Here is a 24,929-nt window from a genome sequence, read left to right on the forward strand (position 1 = left end):
TCGCTTTCAGAAGGGGTGCTAAGCATCTAGCACCTTTGCCTTCTATTATACTCGATTACTGAAATTTATTAAATAGATTTGACGTATTCGTAAACGGATTGTAATGCAGTTGGTAATGCTTCCGCATCTTTTGCACCTGCCATTGCCATATCAGGGCGGCCGCCACCTTTACCTCCACATTGCTCTGCTACATACTTCACCAAATTACCTGCGTGGTATTCCTTACCTGCTAAATCACTTGTCACACCCGCACAAAGCATCACTTTATCACCAGCTACAGCGCCTAGTACAATAACAGCTTGTTCCATTTTAGCTTTTAAGTCATCCATCATTTGACGTAATTGATTATTATCTTTTGCTTCTACTTGTGTTGCCAACACTGTAACATCACCCATTTTTTGAGCTGCGTCTAGCACTGCACCTGCTTGAGCATTTGCGATTTTTTGTGATAATGACTCATTCTCACGTTGTGCTTCTTTTAACTCTGACTGAATAGCTACTACACGTGTCACCACATCTTTTGTCGTTTTTGCTTTTACTAACTGCGCAGCTTCTTCTAGCACATGTTGTTCTTCTTTTACTTGTTCATATGCACCTTTGCCTGTTACAGCCTCAATGCGTCTTGTACCTGCACCAATACCGCTCTCAGATACGATTTTAAAGAAACCAATCTCTGATGTACGCTTAACGTGTACCCCACCACATAATTCAATCGAATAGTCATCAACTGCGACAACACGCACAACGTCGCCATACTTTTCACCAAATAGTGCCATAGCTCCCATTGCTTTTGCTTCATCAATCGCTTTATTTTCAATAACTAAAGCAATATCATCCCATATTTTCTCATTCACTACACGTTCAATTTGTTCTAATTCCTCTTTGGTTACAGCGCCAAAATGCGAGAAGTCGAAACGCAAGCGGTCTGGTCCTACATATGAACCTGCTTGGTTAACATGTTCGCCTAATGTATCTTTTAACGCACGCTGTAATAAGTGTGTAGCTGTATGGTTTTTAATCGTCTTATTACGTTCCTTGCGATCAACTTGTGCTGTAACGGTATCTCCAACATGCATTTCGCCAGAAAGTATTATAACGGTGTGTAGATTTTGACCATTCGGTGCTTTTTTCACATCTTTCACTTGTGCTTGACATGCATCATTCACAATGACACCAGCATCTGCAATTTGGCCACCTGACTCTGCATAAAACGGTGTTGTGTCTAACACAACTAATACTTCTTGCCCTTCTGATGCCACTTGCACGGCTTCGCTACCTGCTACAATGGCAGATACTACTGTCTTAGTCGTCAATGTATCATAGCCTACAAATGATGAGTTTTGTGTTAAATTAGCTAACACTTCCGACTGCACTTGCATAGAGTCCACATCTTGACGTGCAGCACGAGCACGCTCACGCTGCTGTTCCATTGCTTTTTCAAATCCGTCATGGTCTACAGTCATATCTACTTCTTCCGCATATTCTTCCGTTAATTCTACAGGGAAGCCATACGTATCATATAAACGGAAGGCATCTTCACCTGGGATGAAGTTGTGCCCTGCCTCTTTTTGTGCCTTTACAACATCATTAAAAATAGCTAAACCACCATCTAATGTTTCGTGGAAGCGCTCTTCTTCATTCTTTATGACACGTTGAATAAATGCTTCTTTTTCTGTTACTTCTGGATAGAAGTCTACCATGATCTCTCCAACTGTTGGCACTAACTCAAACATAAATGGCTTTTCAATTCCTAAATGCTTCGCATAACGTACAGCACGACGCAATAAGCGACGTAACACGTAACCGCGCCCTTCATTTGAAGGTAATGCCCCGTCACCCACAGCAAATGCTACTGTGCGAATATGGTCAGCAATTACTTTAAACGCAACATCTTGCTCATCAGATTCACGATACTTTTTATCTGATATTTTTTCTACTTGTTCAATGATTGGCATGAATAAGTCTGTATCAAAGTTTGTTGGCACATCTTGTACAACAGAAGCCATGCGCTCTAAGCCCATACCTGTATCAATATTTTGTTTTGGTAGTGGTGTGTAGGTGCCGTCTGGATTATGGTTAAACTCTGAGAATACTAAATTCCAAATCTCTAAATAACGTTCATTTTCTCCACCTGCATATAATTCTGGGTCTGTTAAGTCATTACCATAAGCCTCCCCACGGTCATAGAAAATTTCGGAGTTTGGACCTGATGGACCTTCACCAATATCCCAAAAATTACCTTCCAAACGAATAATACGTTCTTCTGGAATGCCAATGTCATCTTTCCAAATATCATAAGCCTCTTGGTCTTCTGGATGCACAGTAATCGATAATTTTTCAGCATCAAAGCCCATCCATTTTTTATCCGTTAAAAACTCCCAAGCATATTGAATGGCTTCTTTTTTAAAGTAGTCCCCAATAGAGAAGTTGCCTAACATTTCAAAGAAAGTATGATGGCGCGCTGTTTTACCTACATTTTCAATATCATTTGTACGTATCGACTTTTGTGCGTTTGTAATACGCGGATTATCTGGAATAACACGACCATCAAAATATTTTTTTAATGTAGCTACGCCTGAGTTAATCCACAGTAGTGAGGCATCATCAATAGGCACTAAAGGTGCTGACGGCTCAATTTGATGTCCTTTTTCCACAAAGAAGTCTAAATATAATTTACGTATTTCTGCTGCTTTCATGTTTATTCCTCCTTAAATTTCACAAAAAAACCCCACCCCATGTAAGGGGCGAGGATTCATCGCGGTACCACCCTAATTTACAACAAATGTTGCTTCTTAGCCATGCGTAACGTGCATGAACGACAGCGTTTAACTGCAAACTCAGGAGTAGCTATTATACAGTATTATTGTAAGGTTTTTTCAGCCTAGAAACCTCTCTCTACGACAATGCATGCTGTTTTTTTCTCCATCATTGTTATTTTACATATATTCGTCATTATAAAAAACATTATATAACGTGTCAACGCTTTGATTGATAAGTTACGTGTCCTTGATGCAACAATAAATAAGAGAATTCTTTTACTGGTACTGGTTTACTAAAATAGTAACCTTGTAAATAGTCACAACCAAGACGTGCTGTTTCTCTAAGTTGTTCAAGTGTCTCAATACCTTCTGCTACGACTAGCATATTTAAGCGATGTGCGAGTTGGATTAAAGCAGCCGTTACTTCGCGACTTGTGGCATCTGTTTCGATGTGACTAATCATAGAACGGTCAAGTTTTAGTACATGTGGTTTAATATCCAAAATTTTAGAAAATGACGAATAACCTGTACCAAAGTCATCTAATGAAATGTTAACACCAATTGCACGTAAAGCCTCTACTGTATTCAAAAAAACTTTTTTCTGTGTAATAGCGACTGTCTCAGTAATTTCAATCGTTAAGGCATCGGCTGGTAATTGATATTGTGCAATCTTTTGTGCCACAATCATCGCTAAATCTTCACTAAAAAGCTGTACGGGTGACATATTTAAAGAGGCTTTAATGCCATAACCTGCTTGATGCCACTGTGATAATTGTTCACATACACCTGCTATAATCCATTCGCCAAGCGACACAATCAATCCCGATTCTTCTAGCGCAGGAATAAACTCTTGTGGTGATACAGTCCCCCACACAGGATGAATCCAGCGAATCAATGCTTCACCTGCTACAATATGTTCCGTCTTAGCACAGACAATAGGTTGATAATATAACTCAAATTGTGATTGCTCAATAGCTGTAACTAGTTCTTGACGTAGCGTAAAAGCGCGGTAAGCGGCTACACTTGAATGCGGCGCATAAATTTCAAAGGCCGCTTCCTTTTTATGCTTTGCTAACTGCAAAGCTTGTGACGCTGCTAAGGATAATTGTTTGAATGTCTCGCCCGCTTCTGGAAAACAACAAGCACCTACACTCACAGCTACTTGTAACGTATAACTTTTAATCATCATCTCACCATTGAGCGTCGCTGTAATATGTGTGGCAATTTCCTTTGCTGTTGTTAAATCACAGTCATGCTTAAAAATTAAGCCAAAGGCATCCTCTTCTAATCTTGCAATAAATGCAGCTTCTTTAACAAAGACAGTCAATAAGCGCTCTACAATACGAATGAGTAGCTGATCACCAATCTCTCGCCCTAATGTATCATTAATAGTTTTTAAATCATGAACATCAATCTTATAAAATAAAAATGGCCTTCTTTTCGTACGATTTACTAAACGTTCAACATAGCGCTCTAAACTACGTTGATTAGGTAAATGTGTTAAAGGGTCTCTTGTTGATTCGTCCAATTCCAAGTAATGTTTTCGTTTTAATTTTGTAATATCAATAAAATTAATTAACACATGGCTATCATAGTTACAAGCTTGTAATGTAATATGGCGCCACACATCACTCGCATCTCTAAATCTCACTTCCCCTTGTAATTGACTGACTTCTTGATTGGTTAGTTTTGTGAAATATTTTGCAATATCTTCACGATCTTTTTCATGCATATACGTTAAAATACTTTTGCCAAGCATACTTTGTTCTTTGTAGCCAAAGACTTTTGAAATCGTTGTATTTTGATAACGAATATAGCCTGCCTTATCAAGCATAATAATACACTCAATCGAATAATCTTTAATGCCTTTTATCCAGCTGGCTTCTTCATTGTCAAATAACCTTTTATCCACTGAGTCACCTCACTATTCCCTTTTATCTCCATCTCATTTTTGTTAATTTTCTGTTCCTTTATCACAGTATAAAAGTAGGATGAAAAATTTTCATATCATTTAAGCACAAAAGACTAAACAACAAGATAAAAACAGTAAATTTCAATGATTTTATTCCGTATCTACGCATTAAACTGTACTTTTTTTATTTACTGTTCTTATAAAACATAGGAATTAGTTACTGCTATGATTTATGTTATCATATCATAGCGAAAAACGTGAGCAAATTCTTTTCAATATTTTTTTAGCGTCATTCATTTAACTGCATAAAAAATAGTGAAGTATGATCATACTTCACCGTTTATCCTATTGTACAATTTACCAACTCGGCAAGCCAAGATGTTGTTCTACCATAGAGGTATGCCAACCTTGACGGTCACCAACTTGTGCCAAAGGTTGCACAATAAATTGTTTATTCGTCGTTTGTACTACTGTTGTTGGATAAAAATAAGCTTGTGGAAATGTAATTGTACTTTTATTCTCTCTTGTTGTCTTGCTCACTTCCACTTTGGCAATACCACCTACATTTGTACCTGCCCATGGTTGAGCCGAATAGAAATTACCTAGTGAATAATATACGGGCTTGCCATTCACCCATTCAAATGATTGTAAAACATGTGGGTGATGCCCAAAAATAATATCTGCTCCTGCATGGGTAAAACGTGTAGCTAATTGCTTTTGTTGTGCGTTAGCTACAGTGCTATATTCTGTACCCCAGTGTAGTGAGAGTACAATAACATCCACTTGAGCACGCAATTTTTCAATATCTCGTATGACTTGTTCTTCATCTAAATAAGAAATAATATATTCATAACCTTGAGGGTATGCTGTTTTGTACTGGTTTGTCCCATATGTATACGCTAGTACAGCTATTGATATATCATTTACTTGCATGATACGTGCTGTATTTTTATCCTCAGGTGATAAAAAAGCACCTGTATAAGGCATGTGATAATGCTGTAAATGTTCAATTGCAGTTATGGCTTGTTGTGGCCCGTAGTCAAGCGTATGGTTATTAGCAATTGTCATAAAATCAACGCCACTTATTTGTAAATCTCTAATAATGTGAGATGGGCTATTAAATTTAGGATAACCACTTAACGCAAAGCGTTGTCCAGCAGGCATGGACTCTTGATTCGCTAATAAAAAATCTACGGATTGCATCGCCTGTTGCACAGGCGCAAAAGCCGTTTGATATTCCGTATACAAATAAAGAGGATGATGTAATAATACATCGCCAATCATGCCAATTGTTGTAGGAGAGGTAGATGTGGTGATTCGTTCAGTCTCCGTTACTTTCATCGTGGCGGACTTTTTTGGTGATGATGTTTCCTCATCTACAATTTCATGGGTAAACCATACATCAAAATCAATATAACTTGCTACAGCAATGGTTGTTGTGCAAATCGCCATAATAAACAACATAAAAACCATTACTAACTTAGCACCATATGTCACTTTCATCATACATTCCCTTTTCTTTTATTTATACATAGAGAAAGGTTAGGTTGATAACCAACCTAACCCTTTTTAAAATGGTGAGACCATACGTTTATATTGCGCTAAATTAACTGCTTGTGTCGAATATACACGTTTAATCATATATGGATTCTCGAATGGTGAATTATAGCCTTCACGTGTAGTGAATGCTAAATCAAAACCTGCTTGACGTACAAGTTGTACAGTTGTGTTATTGAATTGACCAAATGGATAGGCAAACGCCCTTGAGCCTTGAGGCAAAGAGTTAATGTTTTTACGCAAGTCCTCGAGTAATTGGGCATTAGATACCGTTAATACATTACTAGTTTTACCATTAATTAAATTATGCAAGTTATTCGTATGACCTTCAAATGTAAAAATATCACTCATATCTCGTGTATCTTGCCAATTCAATGCTTGTAATAAATTAGGGCTAAATTTTTGTTGTAAACTAGCGTCATTATTACGTTGTGTAATTAAAAATTGAGCTGCTTTAAAGCCATGTTGTTTTAAAACAGGATAAGCATAATGTTTCGTTGAGAGTAGACCATCATCAAATGTAATTACGACTGCATAGGCAGGTAAAGTAATCTCTTGACGTAAATAACGACGGAAATCCTCTAATGTCACTGTCTCAAAGTTAGCCGTTTTTAAGTAATTCATTTCACTGCTAAATTGTTCAGCTGAAACGGTAGTACTTTTATTACGGAAATAACCTAAATCTTTATTAGGTAGTACATGGTGATACATTAATACGGGCACACCACGGTCTTTATTCACTTTTGTATTATGAATATAACCTTCTCTACCACCGAATGATACGATATACCACTGTCCCTCTGTGCGCAACACAGGATAGCGGCGGTTGGTATCCAATTTAGCAAAGGCATTTAACTTACCATTACGACTCGCATAAATGGTATTTGTTGTTGGCCCTTTAGGTATGATAAATTGTTTAGATACACGTGTGTCGTCTTTAAAGTTTTCGTTCGACTTATTAATTTCTTTTACATGCTTTTTATTCATGTATAAGTAAGTTTTACCCCAGCGAATCTTTACATATTTATCTGTATATTGGTCTGGTGCATCTACTATTTGTAATTGTGTACCTTTGTAAAAGTTGACCATTTCCATTGGCTTATTGCCTCGACGTAAATCAGTTGCCGGTGCATAACTCGTTGTCTCTACTAAACTTAGTTTACCTGTACCTGTTGGGGTTGTTGGTTTCGTTGGGGTTGTCGTTCCTTTTTCCACTTGCACTTTAGAGTTATGAATAAAGCCTAAACGACCGTTAAGCTCGATACCATACCAAGCGCCCATCACACTGTAAATAGGATATTTTTGCCCTGCTAGTATTTTAGCAAATGGCACTAAATGAGGTGCTTGTGTTTTATTATCGTGTACATCTATTGTACCTGTAAATATTAATTGATCCTTTACTGTAGCAAGTGCTGCAGCATCATTTTTATACGATACGTTGTTTACTCGCTTCGTATAGGATTTCGCTACATAACCATAATAATTTGCCCATCTAATCTTCCACCAATTAGCACCAAAATCGGATTCAATTTTAAATGTCTCACCTGGTAATAAGCGTCCTACCTCAACTAAAGCGCCAGAACGATTATCATATACAGGTACTTCTCTTGTTACTTCAAATGCAGCTGGTGCTGCCTCAACTGTCTTTCCCATGCCCAACATAAAGAGTGCAATAAGCAGTAATGGTACTAATTTTTTCAAGTTAATCTCCCTCCATAAATTGATAAGGCGTGCTATCCCCCATACCAATCATAGGGTCTATATGCATATAATTATCGCCATCTAATAACGCATTGTCCATCGTCACTGCTACTTCTTCATCTTGTGCTTCAATAAATGCTAAACGAGCAGTTAAACTTGTTCTTCGCATTAGGTTATCGGATTTCGTTAAGCCTTTAGCAAATGCCTCTTGACTACCACATAAAATAAGGAATTTTTGAGCACGTGTAATACCTGTATAAATAATATTACGATTTAACATGCGACCATACTCCCATAAAATCGGCATAATGACAGTTGCAAACTCTGACCCCTGCGCTTTATGAATAGAGCAACAATATGCGAGGGTGAGCTGATTTAAATCCGCACGTTCATATGTCACTTCTACACCATTGAAGTTAACGATGAGTTGTTCTTTCTTATCTTGCGTCTCCTTAGCTAAAATAATGTGCTGTACGCGCCCCATATCCCCGTTAAACACATTGCTCTCTGGCTGATTAATCAGTTGCAATACTTTGTCCCCTACACGATAAATTGTGTCACCATACTTTACTTCTTTTGGCTTATCTGTAGTGCGAGGGTTCACTAAAGCTTGAATGTCTTTATTTAATTGGTCAATACCTGCCTCACCGCGGTACATAGGGGCTAACACTTGAATATCATCAATCGACTGCCCCGTCTCTAATGCGCGTTTAATAATACGCGTTACACGGTTGGAGACCTCATCATATTGCGCAGGTATAAAGGAGCGATCAGGCTTTTTATCTGCGATATCTAATGGCATCTCACCATTTTTAATTTGGTGTGCTAACTGAATAATAGTAGAGTGACTGGCTTGTCTAAAAATTTCTGTCAATTCTACAACAGGGATTTGTTGACTCAATAATAAGTCACGTAAAATTTGACCCACACCAACAGATGGCAATTGGTCTTCATCACCTACAAAAATCACTTGCATACCAGAAGGCACCGCTTTTAATAGCTGATGGGCTAGCCAAGTATCTACCATGGAAAATTCATCTACAATTAGCAACTGCCCTTTAATATCACGTTCCGTCTCCTCATCTTCCTCTTGACCTGTAAAACCTAACAAACGGTGAATTGTCATAGCAGGTAACCCTGTGGACTCTGCTAATCGTTTCGCTGCTCTGCCTGTTGGGGCAGCTAACAAGATAGGATAAGGTTTATCGGTATATTTTTTAGGGTCTAAAGATAACTTATGCAGTTTGGCATATGTTTCAACAATGCCTCGTACAACTGTTGTTTTACCAGTACCCGGGCCTCCTGTTAAAATCATAATGGCTGAATTCACAGCTGTTGCAATAGCACTGATTTGGGTTTTGGCATACGTGACTTGCAATGCCTCTTCCACTTCACCAATCGCGAGATGAATATCACTATTCACAAGATGATCACGCTCTTCATGCTCCACTAATAATTGAATGATTTTATGCGCCACACCAAGTTCTGCATAATAAAGGCTTGGCAAATAAATACGGGTTTCTTCTTGGCAAAGGACACTTTCAGTCAATAATACATCTAGTTGCTTGTTTAGTGCTGTATCATCATTCACTTTAGCAATGTGTTGTGCCTCTTGTAACACATCTTCACGTTCTGCATAAATATGACTTGTGCCGTTTAGTTGATGTAGCGCTGTAATAATGGCTGCTTGTAGACGGATTGCACTATCTTTAGCAATGCCTAGATGATGGCCAATAGCATCTGCTTTATCAAAACCAATGCCCTTTACTTCTTGTACCAAAATATAAGGGTTATCGGTAATGATTGTTAATGCTTCAGCACGATATTTTTCATAAATACGCATGCTATCTTTATTACCAACACCTAAAGCTTGTAATTTAACCAATATATGGCTAACACCAATATTATCTTGAATAACTGTAACAATCAAATCTTTTTTTTCATCTGACAAGCGAGGTACACGGTCCAAAACAGAAGGATCATCTAAAATGCGCTGTAAAACATCCTCACCTACATGTTGCACAATACTCTCTGCTGTTTTTTCGCCAATACCTTTAAATAAATCACTCGACAAATAACGAATCAAACTTGTTTTTGTAGTAGGCAATTGTTTTTCTACATTTGTTGCTGCAAATTGTTGCCCATACTTAGCATGTACAGTTGGTTGCCCACTAAAACGATACGTTTCACCATCTTCTAGTTGAATGAGTTGACCTGTAATACGCATCTCATCTTTTGCTGTTATGCCTTCACAATTTGTTTCTGTCACACGGACAGAAAGCACACTGTATAAATTATCCGCATTATAGAAAAGAGTGCGTAATACTTCACCTACAACATAGTAATCTAGCATATTAACAGCTCCCTTCTACACTTTGCTTATTATAACAAAGCTTGTTTACTGTTGCTATGCTACAAATGAATATGTTGTATTTTTTTAAAGCATGCAAACTACATAATCCGGCAATTAATGTTATGATAAGCATAACATTAGCAAATGTATTTTAACCCCTCACTATACAAACGTTTAAGTGGAAGAAATAGTTTGTTAAAAAAAACTTTTTTTGAAAGGTCGGGTCATCCATGAATTTAGTTTACAAAGATTATATTTTTCCATTTCAAAAAACAAACTTAGAACGCATTATCGACGGGAAATATTTTAAAATTAATCGCACAGATTATACTCAGGAAATTCAAATCCAATTAGACAATGAACAAATGTTATTGGAGTTTTCCAAATCATTGAAAGCGACTTGCAGCTTATTACAAGAAACCGAAACAGAACCTTATATACAAGTCAATATCGATTTAATCCCTTTTGTTGAAGCCTTTAATACACGCTATCAACTTAATGCTGCTATTACAAATGAGTAATATATGACAAAAAAGTACACTTGAACAATTATGAATTCAAGTGTACTTTTTATTTTATGTGGCGTAGCGCTTTAACATACTCCACGTAGCTTCAACTTAATCTTTTGACTAGTTAAGACGCTGTTCGATTAAATCTATCATGTACTTAGCTTGTTCAAATGCTGGTTCAATCTCATAAGCGCGGGTTAAATGTTGTAATGCTTTTTCTGTATCCTCTGTTGATACAGCATATAACACGCCTAGATTATAATAAGCATCCGCATTCAATCCATCTAATGTTATGACGTATTGCAATTGAGGCTCTGCTTCTTTAAACATTTCTAATGTGCATAATAAAATGCCAAATGACAGTTGAATTTGTACATCTTCTTTCGCTAACTCGGCTGCACGTTGCATATAAGGCAATGCAAAGGTATGCTTATTCTCTTTTTCTAGGCTTTTTGCCAACATATAATAAGCGTCTGCACCCTCTAACTCATGTGTGATCGCTTCTTTATATAAACGAGCTGCCTCTGTAAAACGTGTTGCATTATAATATAAATTGGCTAAGCCATAGTAAGCTGTCGCCGCTGTTGTATCAATTGTTAGTGCTTTTTGAAAAAAACGCTCTGCACGGTCAACTTCTTCTAATGAAGCAAGTAAATTTCCAAAATTAATATAACCCACTGCATCGTCTGGGTTGGCTTCTATTGCATCATTAAAGGCTTGAGCTGCCTCCTCATATCGTTTCTCCTGAAAAGCAAGAATACCTTTCTCATTAAAATCCATGTCCTCACCTAACCTACGTATGTTAATCGTTCACCATTTTTAAATACTTCATCAATTGTACCACCACCAAGACATTGGTCACCGTCATATAAGACAACTGCTTGCCCTGGTGTAATCGCACGTACAGGCTCTGCAAACGTAATATGTGCAGTCCCATCTTCCATAATCTCCACTGTTACAGGCTCGTCTACTTGGCGGTAACGGAATTTAGCTGTACACGAAAATGTATTAGCTAGTGGCGTTGTTGTAATGTAATTCATTTTAATGGCTTTTAATGATGTAGAATAAAGTGCGTCGTGATGGAATCCTTGTCCTACTAACAACACATTGCGTGCTAAATCTTTACCCAGTACAAACCAAGGCTCACCATCGCCACCAATACCTAGTCCGTGACGTTGCCCTAACGTATAATACATTAAGCCATCGTGTTTCCCTTTTACTTCGCCGTCCATCGTTTCCATATTCCCAGGTTGAGCAGGTAGATATTGACTCAAAAATTCTTTAAAGTTACGCTCACCAATAAAACAAATACCTGTAGAGTCTTTTTTAGTGGCTGTGGCTAAGCCTGCTTCTTCAGCAATCTTACGCACTTCACTCTTCTCCATTTCGCCAATGGGGAATAATACATTTTTGAGTTGGTCTTGGGATAATTGATTAAGGAAGTAAGTTTGATCTTTATTAGCATCGAGCCCTCGCAACATTAAGCTACCATCTTCATTATGTTGTACACGGGCATAATGCCCTGTAGCAACGTAATCTGCACCTAAGCTAATGGCATGTTGTAAAAACGCCTTGAATTTAATTTCTTTATTACACATCACATCAGGATTTGGTGTTCTTCCTGCTTTATATTCTTCTAAAAAGTAGGTGAATACTTTGTCCCAATATTGTTTTTCAAAATTCACTGCATAATAAGGAATACCGATTTGATTACAAACTTTAATGACGTCATCATAGTCTTCTGTCGCTGTACAAACGCCGTTTTCATCTGTATCATCCCAGTTTTTCATAAAGATACCGATCACTTCATATCCTTGTTGTTGCAATAATAACGCCGCCACTGATGAGTCAACGCCACCAGACATGCCGATGACAACTCTTTTTGGCGCTGCATGATTTGTTGCCATATTTTTCACCTTTTTTCTATAAATTCACAAGTCTTTGTACAACATTTGCAATCGTTACAGCTGCCTCTTGTACTTGTGCAGCTGTTAAGCCATAACCAAAACTAAAACGTACAGAGTTGTGGAGTTTATCACTATCTGCACCATACATGGCTACTAAAACATGCGAGGGGTCTACTGCACCTGCTGTACAAGCAGAACCACTTGATGCACAAATCCCTGCCATATCTAAATTAACAAGTAATGCCTCAATATTTACACCCGTAAAACTCACATTTAAAATATGAGGTAGCGTATGAGCACCATTTATCGTAAAGGATAGCTGTGCATCTTGCCAAGTTTTTTGCATTTGTTGCTTATATCTTTCATACACATCCCTATCACTCGTTAACGTACTTGCTGTAGCAAACCCTACAATAGCAGGGACATTTTCTGTTGTGGCACGTCGTTTACGCTCTTGTTGCCCACCATATAGCAGGGGTTGTAATGGCGCATTCGTTCGTTGATATAAAAAGCCAATCCCTTTTGGACCGTTAATTTTATGACTAGATACACTTAAATAATCCACTTGTAAGTCATTAACATCAATGGAGATCATCCCATAAGCTTGTACAGCATCTGTATGCATAACAGCTTGATGCATTTGTAAAAGCTCGCTAATTTCAGCAATAGGCTGTATCGTGCCTACTTCATTATTACCTAACATAATGGTCACAAGAATAGTATCATCATGCAAAGCTTCTTTAACGTCTTGCACACGTACGCAACCTGTTGAGTCAACAGGCAAATACGTTATGCTAAAACCTTCACGCTCTAACTGTTCACACGCATGCAAAACGGCATGATGTTCAATTTGACTTGTAATAATATGTTTTCCTTTATGTTGATTGGCATAAGCTACACCAAAAATCGCTGTATTATCTGCCTCTGTACCACCACTTGTAAAGATAATTTCATTCTCTTTAGCACCAATCGTTTGTGCTAAAGTGCGTCTTGCATCATCTACTAATTTACGCGCAGCACGCCCTGCTTGATGTATGCTAGATGGATTACCGTATACCGCCATTGCTGCTGTCATATCGCGGATTACCTGCGGGTGCATAGGTGTTGTCGCTGCATAATCTAAATAAATCATTTGACATCTCCCTTAAATATAAAACATATAACCATCATCTGGTGCTGACGCTGTGTGATTAGCTAAATCTTGAATGGTTGTTGTATCTAATACATTTTTCACAGCATCGCGAATTCGTAGCCATAACTCGCGTTGTGGCGCCTCTTCATTTTCAATCCCTTCAACTGGCTGAATAGGTCCTTCTAATACACGAATTACATCTGCTGCCGAAATTTCTTCTGGTGCGCGTGCTAATAAATAGCCACCATATGCACCACGTACACTTTTTACTAAGCCTGCATTACGCATTGGTGAAATTAGTTGTTCTAAATAGGCTTCTGATAGTTCTTTTTCTGTAGCAATCTTTCTTAACGGCGTGGGGCCGTCCCCATAATGTTTTGCTAGCTCAATCATAATCGTTAAGCCATAGCGCCCTTTCGTGGAAATTTTCATGACAAACACCTCATTAAAGTTTAAGTTAAATTATAGCATTAGTATATCATACAACCACGTGTTAAATACGAGTAATACGCTTATGTTACAATGTTTTAAGACTATTGCATAGAAGGGGGAATATCGATGAGTGAACCATTAGCTTATCGCATGCGACCACAAACACTAGATGACATTATTGGTCAAGAGTCATTCATTGGTAAAGATACTGCACTTTATAAAATGATTATGAAAGGCCATGTACCTTCTTTATTACTGTATGGCTTACCAGGCATTGGCAAAACTTCGATTGCCAGCGCTATTGCAGGTAGTTCACAACTGCCTTTTTATCCTTTGAATGCGACACAATCTAATAAAAAAGATGTGGAGTTTGTCATTAATGAAGCAGAGTATTATGGGAAAGTTATTTTATTTTTAGACGAAATCCACCGCTTCAATAAATTGCAACAAGACACATTGCTCCCTCACGTAGAAGCAGGAAAAATTATTTTAATTGGCGCCACGACAGAAAATCCATTCCATGATGTCAATCCTGCCATTCGCTCAAGATGCGGGGATATCATTCAACTACAGCGTTTAACGGAATCTGATATTGTACAATTATTAACAAAAGCAATTAAAGATCCGGAGCATGGACTGGGTAAAGAAAAATTTAAAATTACAATCACACAAATTAAAGCTATTGCACATGCTGCAAATGGCGACGCTCGTAAAGCGTTAAACCTGTTAGAGTCTGTATTTTTTGCCGCAGATGAGATTAAGGGAGAACATATTGCGAGTGATCGTATGATTGCCCATTTAGCCAAGCGTATTGGTGTATACGGCGATAATAAGGGGTCCCACTTTTATAATTTACTTTCTGCTTTACAAAAATCCGTCCGTGGCAGTGATGTTGATGCAGCCCTCTATTACCTTGCTCATCTATTAGAGGTTGGCGATATAGTGGCCGTTTCTCGACACCTACTTGTAATGGCATTTGAGGATATCGGGTTGGCTAATCAAGCGATGGGCACACATGTCTTATCCGCCATTCAAGCAGCAGAACGTCTCGGTTTGCCTGAAGCCCGTATACCTTTATCACAAGCTGTTATCGCTATGTGTTTATCCGAAAAATCTAATACTGCTTACTTAGCTATTGATCAAGCGATTGCTGCCATTCAAGCTGGTAAAACAGGGGATATTCCTATGCATTTACGAGATGCGCATTACAGTGGCTCAGAAGCGCTTGGACATAAAGGGTATTTATACCCTCACGATACACCAATCGGTACTTTTGGTGGCTTTATCAAACAACAATACTTACCAGATGCACTTGAAGGCTCCCAATTTTATACGCCTGTCGAAGCCGGGGATGAAAAACGCATCGCTAAAATTCACCAACACTTGCAACATTTGAAAAAATAAATTACAGCTTTCACTTAAATATACCGAAAATTGCCTAGGATAATAAAGTGGCATTGCACATTACGTGAGATGTGATACGATAAGAAAATTATTGAATCAACTAGGAGATATCACCTCATGCAAACAAAACCATCTTTTTCTACGTATGCCTTAATTGGCACCATGCTTTTTGGCATGTTTTTTGGTGCAGGTAACTTAATTTTTCCTGTGCAATTAGGTCAAGGAGCAGGTACACACTTTTGGTTTGTATTACTCGGCTTTCTAATTACAGCCATCACACTACCCTTCATTGGTATTTTATCAATTGGACTTTCCAATAGTAAAAATTTATTGGATCTTGGTAACCGTGTACACCCTACTTTCAGTTTTATTTTCTCTTTATTACTCTACTTAGCTATCGGGCCACTCTGTGCGTTACCACGTACCGCAACTGTACCTTTTGTAGTAGGGTTTGAGCCCTTTATTTCAGAAAATTATCTTGCCTTAGCTTTGCTAATTTTTAGCTTTATCTTTTTTGCCTTAACATGCTACTTTTCGTTGAATCCTGCTAAAGTAATGGATTACATTGGGAAATACTTAACACCTGCTTTTTTAGTGTTTTTATTCATCTTAATAGGTGTCAGTATCGTGTCTCCTATGGGGAAATTTGAACAAAGCACAGGTGATGCGAGTACAGCCTTTATGAATGGTTTTACTGGTGGGTACCAAACGATGGATGCCCTCGCTGCTTTAGCGTTTGGCGCTGTTATTGTGCATGCTATTAAACAACAAGGCTTTACAACACCAAAGCAAGTGGCTTATATGACTTGGAAATCTGGTTTATTCGCTATGATTTTAATGATGATTATTTATGGCTTTATTATGTACATTGGTGCTACAAGTTTAGATGCCATTGGCACACAAGAAAATGGTGGACTAATTTTAACTGCTGTTGCCCAATATTATTTTGGTAAATATGGTGCTCTATTACTAGCCATTATTATTGTACTTGCTTGTTTAAAAACGAGTATTGGCTTAACTACTGCTTGTAGTGAATTTTTTCATGACATTATGCCACGTATTCGCTACCGCACATTCGTAGTTATCAATTGTATCGTGTCATTTGCAATAGCGAATGTTGGGTTAAGCCAAATCATTCGTTTTGCTGAGCCTGTTTTATTTTTCCTATACCCTATCGCTATTGTACTTACCTTACTCACCTTATTATCGCCATTATTTCAACAGCGCAAAATTGTATTTATCCTACCACTACTCTTAACGTTATGCATTAGCGTAATAGATGGGTATAATTTACTAATTATAAAGATTCCAAACTTCACATTCCAACCATTTTCCATAATTTCCGAATGGTATGATGAATTTTTGCCATTTTACACAATAGGACTTGGGTGGTTAATTCCTGCACTTATCGGCTTTATTTTTGCTTTTATTTGGCATAGGCTATCAAATAAAAACACATCAACCTCTCTTAACTAAGAGGTGATGTGTTTTCTTGAAATTCGGCATAAAAGTACGCTAACTCTTCACGTACTGTGGCGTGTTTTGGTTGTTTATCATCTAATAGGTAAGCAAGGCGATGACTCGTATTAATTGCATACTGCAATATTTTATTAATCTCATTTGTTTGACTTGCTGCGCAATGACGCAGTGTCTTCACGACCTGAGCTTGAGCCTCTACCCAATGGCGTGGTAAAGGAATAGTCAACTCAGCTAATTCATCATAAGTCTCACGAAAATCGCTTAATGGTTTATTAATCATCAACTCATACTTCTCTAAGCTATCATCTATTTCTGATAATGTTTTCGTCACCCATAGATCCCCATATTGTATGATAAATAATGCCTGTAAGAAGGATTGCTCTGCGTTTCCTTCTGTTTGCTTCATCATATTTTGCACACTTTTTTGTTCTAAGAAAATCATATAAATGACATGACGAATCGAATACATCATGGCATTTTTCTCATTAACTAACACTTGATTTTGCCCATAATATAAACTTAGCCACATATCTCTCATTAAAGCTATAGCATGCACAGAGCCCACTGCGCGCTCACATTGTTGTAACTCCCCATTTAATGCCCAATTTAAATAGGATGAAAATAAAATATTATCTTCTCGCGACGCAATTACTAAATCAATATCTTCCCTCTGCACATCAAAAATATGACTTTTTATATTGCCCATCTCATATCCTCCTTCCATTTCGCTCACCCTTTTTATCGACATTTTTTATAAATAGTAAAGTGCTTTCATCAAAACAATACCATTTAAATCACATTTATACCATTTTATTTATTATTTTAATCGAACTTTTTTTACTATTATTTTTTTGCATCAAAAAAACCGTATGATCACATTAGTGATAGCATACGGCTCATCCTACGTTCTAAAAAGTTACTGTGTTACAGCTTTAGCATAGTCTGCTAATACACGCAACGCCTCGTCTACTTCTGTTGGTTGCTTTAATTTAGCAAGAATTTGTTGTTGGTCTACCCCTTCAAGCAAACGAGTGTATGTGTCGTTCATTTCTTGCACAACCAAATCAATACTCTCTGCTTGTACATAAGGTAAAGATGTTACTGCGATATGAGCTAATGTCATGCCTTCTTTACGTTGCTCATCTGTTTTCGCAGTAGATAACAATACTACAGATAAGAAGAAGCTAAGTTGTGCAGTCGTACTCGCAAACATATGCCAGTAAGTTGAAGCTGTTGGCAATGCTTGTTGTTTATCCAAATAAGTCATATAATAATTTATTGTTTCTTGAAATAAAGGGTTTAGTTGCTCGTAGGCAATTTCGTAGCGGACAGATGTATCCATATAATCAAATACAATTTGCTCCACCTGTTCTTGTAAAGACATAATGTCTAGTAAATCACCTTTTGTTCGTTTTATTGTCATATGTCGACACTCCCTTATGTTGTTTTTATCTCCCACTCGTCTACTCAACTTAATCAAAGTATATCAGTTCAGTACATGAAAAATTAGGGTTTACGTATAAAGGAATGTAAACGCTACAATTTGTAGCAGTTTTGTGGCAATTTACGTTATTTCTATTACTGAGAATCATTCACGCGTTGAATATGAACATCTTTTACAATCTGATTAATCACCCAACTTGCTGCAAATAAACCCGCTGTAGAAGGTACAAAAGCGTTCGATGATGGCGGTAATTGCGCTTTACGGACAGATGCTTCTTTGTTTCCTACCTCTTCAACTACGTCTGGACGAACAACAATAGGACTCTCATCTGAAAATACAACCGTAATGCCTTTGTGAATGCCCTCTTTACGCAGTTTTGTACGAATAATTTTTGCTAAAGGATCGGTATGTGTTTTTGAAATATCGGCAATTTTAAAACGTGTTGGATCCATTTTATTAGCGGCACCCATACTCGAAATAATAGGAATATTACGTTGTAGACATTCTTTCATGAGATGGATTTTATACATCACCGTATCTGATGCATCAATGACATAGTCAATCTTTTGAGCAAAAAACTGCTCATACGTTTCTTCGGTATAAAACATATGCATATCTACAACTTCACAGTTAGGGTTAATATCTTTGATGCGTTCTTTCATCACAGCAGATTTTGATTGTCCTACTGTTGATAAGTACGCTACTAATTGGCGATTAACATTGGTGATATCAACATTATCCTTATCTACTAAGACAATTTTACCGATGCCACTACGTGCACATGCCTCTGCTGCAAAAGAACCTACACCTCCCACACCTAAAATGGCTACTGTTGTATGTGCTAATTTCTCTAGCCCTTCTTTACCAATGGCTAATTCATTTCTTGAAAATTGGTGTAACATATTTGCGCCTCATTTCTTTTATGCTATGAGCGCATTATACACAAAAACAATACCGAGTATCAAGCTATGTTTTTATACAAAAAGAAAAACCCCAAACTGCCGTAATGTTAATTTCAGATTGATCCCGCTATGTGCAGGTGGGTGTTTTCATAATGATGATGAAACGTCCCGTCTTTAGCAGGCTTGTTTATTATCACTATAGATAAACTCCCTAAAAAAAGGTGTCGGTCAATCGAAATGGTATTACGAACAGCTCAGGATTTAATTATTTGTATTCTAACACAAAATTCTGAAAACAACAAATTAAATGTTTATTCGACAAATACTATGCATAACGTACAAAAGCACACCTTACAATAAGTATGCAAGATGTGCCTTTCTCATATGATATATAAGGATTTGCTTTTAGCGTAGAATAAATTATTTCACTTTAATGTGTAAATCATCTAATTGAGCTTCTGCCACTGTACTTGGTGCACTTGTTAATAAGCAGTTTGCTGTTGCCGTTTTAGGGAAAGCAATGGTGTCACGTAAATTCGTACGCCCTGCTAATAACATGACAAAACGATCCAAACCAAAAGCAATACCTGCATGTGGTGGTACTCCATACTCAAATGCTTCTAATAGGAAGCCAAATTGTTCTTTAGCTTCCTCTTCAGAGAAACCAAGCAATTGGAACATTTTTTCTTGTAAATCACGCTCATAAATACGCAGTGAACCGCCACCTAATTCATAGCCATTTAATACGATGTCATAAGCTTCCGCACGCACGCGAGCTGGGTCTGTTTCCATTAAAGCTATATCTTGATCAGTTGGGCGTGTGAAAGGGTGATGGGCTGCTGTATAACGCCCTGCTTTTTCATCATACTCCAGTAAAGGCCATTCTGTTACCCATAAAAATGCGAACCTTGACTCATCAATTAATTGTAATTCTTTACCTAACTTAAGGCGTAATGCACCTAATGCATCTGCTACAATATGAGAGTGGTCAGCTACAAATAATAATAAATCGCCAGGTTCAGCTTGCATTGCTTCTATTAATGCCTCACTTGCACCATCGGCAAAGAATTTAGCGATAGGTCCGTTCAAACCTTCATCTGTCACTTTTAACCATGCTAAACCTTTAGCACCATATACGCTAGCAAACTCACCTAATGCATCAATATCTTTGCGTGAGAAGTTAGCTGCGGCACCCTTCACATTAATCCCTTTTACTTCGCCACCATTCTCTACAGCGGAAGCAAATACTTTAAAGGCACTATCTTTTACTACATGTGATAATTGCACAAGCTCTAAACCAAAGCGCACATCTGGCTTATCAGAACCAAAGCGGCTCATGGCCTCTTCATATGGCATGCGCTGGAATGGTACAGGAATATCTATTCCTTTTACTTCTTTCATCACAGTTTGAATGAGACGTTCATTCATTTCGATAATTTCATCCATTGTTAAAAAACTTGTTTCAATATCAACTTGTGTAAATTCTGGTTGACGGTCGGCACGTAAATCTTCATCACGGAAACAGCGGGCAATTTGGAAATATTTTTCAAATCCAGACACCATCAATAATTGTTTGAATAATTGTGGTGATTGTGGCAATGCGTAAAATTCTCCGTCATGTACACGTGAAGGCACTAAATAGTCGCGAGCGCCTTCTGGTGTGGATTTCGTTAAAATTGGTGTTTCGACTTCTAAAAAACCTTCATTTTGTAAGAAATTTCGGATAGCACGTGTCACATCTGAACGCATTTTAAATGTTTCATACATCGCTGGTCGACGTAAATCAATATAACGATATTTCAAGCGTAACTCTTCTGATACCTCAACGCGGTCTTCAATCGCAAATGGTGGTGTTTTTGCTTCGTTAATAATGCTGATATTTTCTGCTAAAACTTCAATTTTGCCTGTAGGTACATTTGCATTAATTTGAGATGCATCACGTAAGACCACATCACCTACAATCTCTAAAACATATTCACTACGTACTTTCTCTGCTACTTTTAATGCTTCTGGCGCTGTTTCTGGATTAACCACTACTTGAATAATCCCTTCACGGTCGCGTAAATCAATAAAAATCAAACCACCTAAATCTCTACGGCGCTGTACCCAGCCTTTTAATACTACTTTTTGTCCTTGTTCAGCTTCTGTTAATAAGCCACATGCATGCGTTCGTTTTGCCATGTTTATGATTCCCTCCAAAATTATAACTGTGATTGTAAATACGTAACTAATTCGCTAAATATAACTTTTTGTTGCTCGCCAGTTGTCATATTTTTTACGGTAGCTGCTTGCTCTTGTAATTCTGTCTCGCCTAGAATGATAACGAATTTAGCATGTTGACGATCTGCTGCTTTCATTTGCGCTTTCATTTTGCGATTAACATAATCAATTTCTGTCGCAATATCTTTTGTGCGGAATGTGCTTGTTAATTCCACAGCTTTTACTTTAGCTGCTGCATCCATTGCAATAATATAAACATCGAGTTGATTATTTAAATCCAATGTTTTCTGTTCTGCTTCTAGTGCTAACAATAAACGCTCTATACTTAATGCAAAGCCAATACCTGGTGCATCTGGCCCGCCAAGCTCTGATGTTAAGCCATCATAGCGACCTCCGCCACATAGCGTTGTAATCGCACCAAAACCGCTAGCTGTTGACATAATCTCAAATGTGGTGTGGTTGTAATAGTCCAGCCCACGCACAAGATTAGCATCTAACTCATAAGGGATGCTCAACACATCTAAATATTTTTTCACTTCTTCGAAATAGGCACGTGCCTCATCGGTTAAATAATCTGGCAATGCTGGAGCTGTTGCCATTAGTGGATGCTCATGGTCCTTTTTACAATCCAAAATACGCAATGGATTTTTGTGTAATCGATTTTGACAGTCTGAACACAATTCATGAATAGAAGGTTCAAAATGCGCAATTAACGCTGAACGGTGACTATCACGTGTGGTTTTATCACCTAAAGAATTTAACACTAATTTAATATCTGTTAAGCCTACTTTTTCATAAATATCCATAGCTAGTGCAATTACTTCAGCATCAATCGCTGGGTCAGCACTGCCAATAGCTTCTACGCCAAACTGTACGAACTGACGGTAACGCCCTGCTTGCTGACGCTCATAACGAAACATGGGGCCTATGTATGATAACTTTACAGGTTGGTCTGGCACGCCAAACATTTTATGCTCAACATAGGCACGTACTACCCCTGCTGTGCCTTCTGGACGTAACGTAAGTGAGCGATCACCTCGGTCTGTAAAAGTATACATCTCTTTTTGAACAACATCTGTTGTTTCGCCGACAGAGCGTGTAAATAATTCTGTGTTTTCAAATATTGGTGTACGAATTTCATCATAACGGTATACGCGACATAACTCACGAATAACCTCTTCTACTCGCTGCCATTTTGCTGATTCCCCTGGCAAGATGTCTTGTGTGCCACGTGGTACTTTAAAGTTCATATTAACTCCTCCTTAATAAAAAAAGCTCTCATCCCTTGCATATGCAAGGGACGAGAGCTGTTGCTTCCGCGGTTCCACCCTAGTTGACAATAGTATTGTCCACCTCAAACGACATAACGGGTCGTGACCGTCTTTAACTACTGCTACTTCATTAAAGAACCTCCTGAGTGTTGTTCACTATACATATTGCGAAAAAGATTTCAGCCTTTGTCTTCTTCTCTCTGACCAATAGTGGTATCGCTACTTGCTCAATCATAAGTGTTTGCTATAGATACACTACATCTTAATCACTTACTTACATAATGTCAACTCTTTTCTAAATACTTTTTATCTCGAAGTTATTTCGCACCTTATTTAGGGAATATGATAAAATGTTATCAAAATGAATAGGAGGCTAACATGTATAAACAATTTTATAAATGGCAAGCTTGGGGCATTATGGTTGCATTATTCATTACGTTCTTCCCTCCTAGCCATATGCCTACTGTTCAAGCTGCAAATGCTGATTTAACAGTAGGTAGTGCTGATACAAACTTACGTGAAGGTCCTGGGTTATCGTATCCTGTAATTACAACAGTTAAGAGTGGTACACCTTTGACTACTATTGCAGTTGAAGGCGATTGGATTAAAGTTCAGACAGACCAATATGAAGGTTGGCTCGCTAACTGGCTCGTTAAGCCTGCTGATGATACGAGTAAAGCTTCACCTAAAATCGTAGTATCTCAAGCAGATCGCTTAAATGTACGTTTAGAACCTAATTTTTCAGCAACTATTATGGCACAAATGTATACAGGTGACCAAGCTACTGCCTTAAAGGAACAAGATGGATGGATACAAATTAAATGGAATGAGCAAATTGGCTGGGTATCCAAAGATTATGTTGCATTAAAAGATGCGAACAAAAGTGCTCAAAAAGTGTCCACAAATGATGTCTTTACTGTTCAAGTTGAAGCCTTACGCATTAGAAGTGAGGCAAGTTTAAATGGGGCTGAGCTAGGTACTGCCCAATTTGGCGAACAATTTGCTGTCATTCAAAGACATGATAACTGGGTAGAAATTGCTTATGGCGAAGGTTCTGCATATTTATACAGTTTTTACGGTTCCTTTTCAGACCAACAAACGAGTCAGGAAACCGCTTATCAAAAAGTCACCGTCATTTATAACAACACTAATGTACGAACTGAAGCGTCTACCAATAGTACAATTTTGACAAGTGTAGATGCTGGTGAACAATACCCTATTGTTGGCGCTGCTGGCGACTGGTATGAAATTCAAATGACAGATGGCTCTAACGGTTATATTGCCAATTGGATTGTGTCAACAGAACAACAGCCACAAACGACCAGAACAGCAAATGAGCCTATCAAATCTCACAGTTCAGGTCAAAAAGGGGTACTAAGTGGAAAAACGATCGTTATTGATGCTGGGCATGGTGGTGAAGATAGAGGTACGACAGGGTACCGAGGCACAGATGAAAAAGACGTGACCTTAAAAACAGCAACTTTATTATCGCAAAAATTACAGGCAGCAGGTGCTACCGTTGTTATGACGCGTGAGAGTGATGAATATGTTACGTTGCGTAAACGTGTGAGCATTGCGCATCAAACGAGTGCTGATGCTTTCATTAGTCTTCATTATGATGCGAATGAAAATAATGCAATCACAGGCTCTACCACGTATTACTTTAATGATAATCAATACAACTTAGCCAAAACCATACATGACAATTTAACACCTAAAACGAATTTAGTAGATCGTGGTGTGCAACCTGGTAATTATTATGTCGTACGTGAAAATCGCCAAGAAGCTGTATTAATTGAACTAGGCTTTTTAACAAACCCTGCTGAAGAACAATATATTACATCTGCTCAATTTAGAGAACAGGCTACACTAGGCATTTATAATGGTATCTTGCAATATTTCAAGTGAAATACTATATCACTCACTTAACAAAGAAAAAGTGGTAGA

General features: G+C 37.9%; 18 protein-coding genes, 1 other RNA gene and 1 other annotated feature. Of the genes, 4 read left to right on the top strand and 15 right to left on the bottom strand.

Annotated elements, in window-relative coordinates; translation table 11 throughout:
• Positions 1–68: 68 nt before the first annotated feature.
• From alaS to recD2, 5 genes are all read right to left on the bottom strand, one after another.
• A complete protein-coding gene (gene alaS, locus IEW44_RS11120) occupies positions 69–2,696 on the bottom strand; it encodes an alanine--tRNA ligase (RefSeq protein WP_188615124.1) in 2,628 nt (875 codons plus the stop codon).
• 280 nt (positions 2,697–2,976) lie between these two features.
• Entirely contained in the window at positions 2,977–4,671 is a 1,695-nt protein-coding gene (locus IEW44_RS11125) for a sensor domain-containing protein (RefSeq protein WP_188615125.1), read from the bottom strand.
• Positions 4,672–5,028: 357 nt separating this feature from the next.
• Positions 5,029–6,177: a CapA family protein gene (locus tag IEW44_RS11130; protein WP_188615126.1), complete on the bottom strand. Its 1,149-nt coding sequence runs from the start codon at positions 6,175–6,177 to the stop codon at positions 5,029–5,031.
• A 63-nt stretch (positions 6,178–6,240) separates the two neighbouring features.
• Positions 6,241–7,929 carry a polysaccharide deacetylase family protein gene (locus IEW44_RS11135; RefSeq protein WP_188615127.1) on the bottom strand — a complete coding sequence of 563 codons (1,689 nt, stop codon included), beginning with the start codon at positions 7,927–7,929 and terminating at the stop codon, positions 6,241–6,243.
• Position 7,930: 1 nt separating this feature from the next.
• A complete protein-coding gene (gene recD2, locus IEW44_RS11140) occupies positions 7,931–10,282 on the bottom strand; it encodes an SF1B family DNA helicase RecD2 (protein WP_188615128.1) in 2,352 nt (783 codons plus the stop codon).
• Between the two features lie 230 nt (positions 10,283–10,512).
• Here recD2 and IEW44_RS11145 point away from each other — a divergent pair, with 230 nt between their 5' ends.
• Entirely contained in the window at positions 10,513–10,803 is a 291-nt protein-coding gene (locus IEW44_RS11145) for a hypothetical protein (protein ID WP_188615129.1), read from the top strand.
• A gap of 108 nt (positions 10,804–10,911) precedes the next feature.
• Here the strand turns inward: IEW44_RS11145 and IEW44_RS11150 are convergent, their stop codons facing one another.
• The 4 genes from IEW44_RS11150 to cymR are packed head-to-tail and all read right to left on the bottom strand — an operon-like array spanning position 10,912 to position 14,262.
• On the bottom strand, positions 10,912–11,571 hold the full coding sequence (locus IEW44_RS11150) for a tetratricopeptide repeat protein (protein WP_188615130.1): 660 nt from the start codon (positions 11,569–11,571) through the stop codon (positions 10,912–10,914).
• A gap of 8 nt (positions 11,572–11,579) precedes the next feature.
• On the bottom strand, positions 11,580–12,698 hold the full coding sequence (mnmA, locus tag IEW44_RS11155; protein ID WP_188615131.1) for a tRNA 2-thiouridine(34) synthase MnmA: 1,119 nt from the start codon (positions 12,696–12,698) through the stop codon (positions 11,580–11,582).
• Positions 12,699–12,714: 16 nt separating this feature from the next.
• On the bottom strand, positions 12,715–13,830 hold the full coding sequence (locus IEW44_RS11160) for a cysteine desulfurase family protein (RefSeq protein WP_188615132.1): 1,116 nt from the start codon (positions 13,828–13,830) through the stop codon (positions 12,715–12,717).
• 12 nt (positions 13,831–13,842) lie between these two features.
• Positions 13,843–14,262 carry a cysteine metabolism transcriptional regulator CymR gene (gene cymR, locus IEW44_RS11165; RefSeq protein WP_188615133.1) on the bottom strand — a complete coding sequence of 140 codons (420 nt, stop codon included), beginning with the start codon at positions 14,260–14,262 and terminating at the stop codon, positions 13,843–13,845.
• A 126-nt stretch (positions 14,263–14,388) separates the two neighbouring features.
• Between cymR and IEW44_RS11170 the strand changes: the two genes are divergently transcribed.
• Entirely contained in the window at positions 14,389–15,666 is a 1,278-nt protein-coding gene (locus IEW44_RS11170; RefSeq protein WP_188615134.1) for a replication-associated recombination protein A, read from the top strand.
• Between the two features lie 117 nt (positions 15,667–15,783).
• Positions 15,784–17,142, top strand: a complete 1,359-nt coding sequence (gene brnQ / locus IEW44_RS11175) for a branched-chain amino acid transport system II carrier protein (protein ID WP_188615135.1) — start codon at positions 15,784–15,786, stop codon at positions 17,140–17,142.
• Here the strand turns inward: brnQ and IEW44_RS11180 are convergent.
• The 6 genes from IEW44_RS11180 to hisS form a co-directional block, all read right to left on the bottom strand.
• Entirely contained in the window at positions 17,135–17,851 is a 717-nt protein-coding gene (locus tag IEW44_RS11180) for a hypothetical protein (RefSeq protein WP_188615136.1), read from the bottom strand. The two genes, brnQ and IEW44_RS11180, sit on opposite strands and share 8 nt — an antisense overlap.
• A gap of 210 nt (positions 17,852–18,061) precedes the next feature.
• Positions 18,062–18,568 (bottom strand): hypothetical protein, encoded by a 507-nt coding sequence (locus IEW44_RS11185; protein ID WP_188615137.1) that lies wholly within the window; start codon positions 18,566–18,568, stop codon positions 18,062–18,064.
• 155 nt (positions 18,569–18,723) lie between these two features.
• Complete coding sequence (locus IEW44_RS11190; protein WP_188615138.1) at positions 18,724–19,491, bottom strand: tRNA threonylcarbamoyladenosine dehydratase; 768 nt, start codon at positions 19,489–19,491, stop codon at positions 18,724–18,726.
• Between the two features lie 84 nt (positions 19,492–19,575).
• A non-coding RNA gene (gene ssrS, locus IEW44_RS11195) (6S RNA) lies at positions 19,576–19,755 on the bottom strand.
• A 156-nt stretch (positions 19,756–19,911) separates the two neighbouring features.
• Positions 19,912–21,672, bottom strand: coding sequence for an aspartate--tRNA ligase (gene aspS, locus IEW44_RS11200; RefSeq protein WP_188615139.1), 1,761 nt, complete (start codon positions 21,670–21,672; stop codon positions 19,912–19,914).
• Between the two features lie 20 nt (positions 21,673–21,692).
• Positions 21,693–22,961 carry a histidine--tRNA ligase gene (gene hisS, locus IEW44_RS11205; RefSeq protein WP_188615140.1) on the bottom strand — a complete coding sequence of 423 codons (1,269 nt, stop codon included), beginning with the start codon at positions 22,959–22,961 and terminating at the stop codon, positions 21,693–21,695.
• Positions 22,962–23,004: 43 nt separating this feature from the next.
• Positions 23,005–23,226, bottom strand: a binding site (T-box leader).
• A 134-nt stretch (positions 23,227–23,360) separates the two neighbouring features.
• Between hisS and IEW44_RS11210 the strand changes: the two genes are divergently transcribed.
• Positions 23,361–24,890, top strand: coding sequence for an N-acetylmuramoyl-L-alanine amidase family protein (locus tag IEW44_RS11210; RefSeq protein WP_188615141.1), 1,530 nt, complete (start codon positions 23,361–23,363; stop codon positions 24,888–24,890).
• Positions 24,891–24,929 lie beyond the last annotated feature (39 nt).

It is taken from the genome of Lysinibacillus alkalisoli (assembly GCF_014643595.1).
Classification (GTDB): domain Bacteria; phylum Bacillota; class Bacilli; order Bacillales_A; family Planococcaceae; genus Metalysinibacillus; species Metalysinibacillus alkalisoli.

What these genes read in the sequence shown, in the direction of transcription:
- IEW44_RS11145 (WP_188615129.1), top strand. Translation starts at nt 10,513, where the DNA reads ATGAATTTAGTTTACAAAGATTATATTTTTCCATTTCAAAAAACAAAC.
- IEW44_RS11130 (WP_188615126.1), bottom strand. Translation starts at nt 6,177, where the DNA reads ATGATGAAAGTGACATATGGTGCTAAGTTAGTAATGGTTTTTATGTTG.
- aspS (WP_188615139.1), bottom strand. Translation starts at nt 21,672, where the DNA reads ATGGCAAAACGAACGCATGCATGTGGCTTATTAACAGAAGCTGAACAA.
- alaS (WP_188615124.1), bottom strand. Translation starts at nt 2,696, where the DNA reads ATGAAAGCAGCAGAAATACGTAAATTATATTTAGACTTCTTTGTGGAA.
- cymR (WP_188615133.1), bottom strand. Translation starts at nt 14,262, where the DNA reads ATGAAAATTTCCACGAAAGGGCGCTATGGCTTAACGATTATGATTGAG.
- IEW44_RS11210 (WP_188615141.1), top strand. Translation starts at nt 23,361, where the DNA reads ATGTATAAACAATTTTATAAATGGCAAGCTTGGGGCATTATGGTTGCA.
- recD2 (WP_188615128.1), bottom strand. Translation starts at nt 10,282, where the DNA reads ATGCTAGATTACTATGTTGTAGGTGAAGTATTACGCACTCTTTTCTAT.
- IEW44_RS11190 (WP_188615138.1), bottom strand. Translation starts at nt 19,491, where the DNA reads ATGTTACACCAATTTTCAAGAAATGAATTAGCCATTGGTAAAGAAGGG.
- mnmA (WP_188615131.1), bottom strand. Translation starts at nt 12,698, where the DNA reads ATGGCAACAAATCATGCAGCGCCAAAAAGAGTTGTCATCGGCATGTCT.
- IEW44_RS11185 (WP_188615137.1), bottom strand. Translation starts at nt 18,568, where the DNA reads ATGACAATAAAACGAACAAAAGGTGATTTACTAGACATTATGTCTTTA.
- IEW44_RS11180 (WP_188615136.1), bottom strand. Translation starts at nt 17,851, where the DNA reads ATGGGCAATATAAAAAGTCATATTTTTGATGTGCAGAGGGAAGATATT.
- IEW44_RS11160 (WP_188615132.1), bottom strand. Translation starts at nt 13,830, where the DNA reads ATGATTTATTTAGATTATGCAGCGACAACACCTATGCACCCGCAGGTA.
- IEW44_RS11170 (WP_188615134.1), top strand. Translation starts at nt 14,389, where the DNA reads ATGAGTGAACCATTAGCTTATCGCATGCGACCACAAACACTAGATGAC.
- hisS (WP_188615140.1), bottom strand. Translation starts at nt 22,961, where the DNA reads ATGAACTTTAAAGTACCACGTGGCACACAAGACATCTTGCCAGGGGAA.
- IEW44_RS11150 (WP_188615130.1), bottom strand. Translation starts at nt 11,571, where the DNA reads ATGGATTTTAATGAGAAAGGTATTCTTGCTTTTCAGGAGAAACGATAT.
- brnQ (WP_188615135.1), top strand. Translation starts at nt 15,784, where the DNA reads ATGCAAACAAAACCATCTTTTTCTACGTATGCCTTAATTGGCACCATG.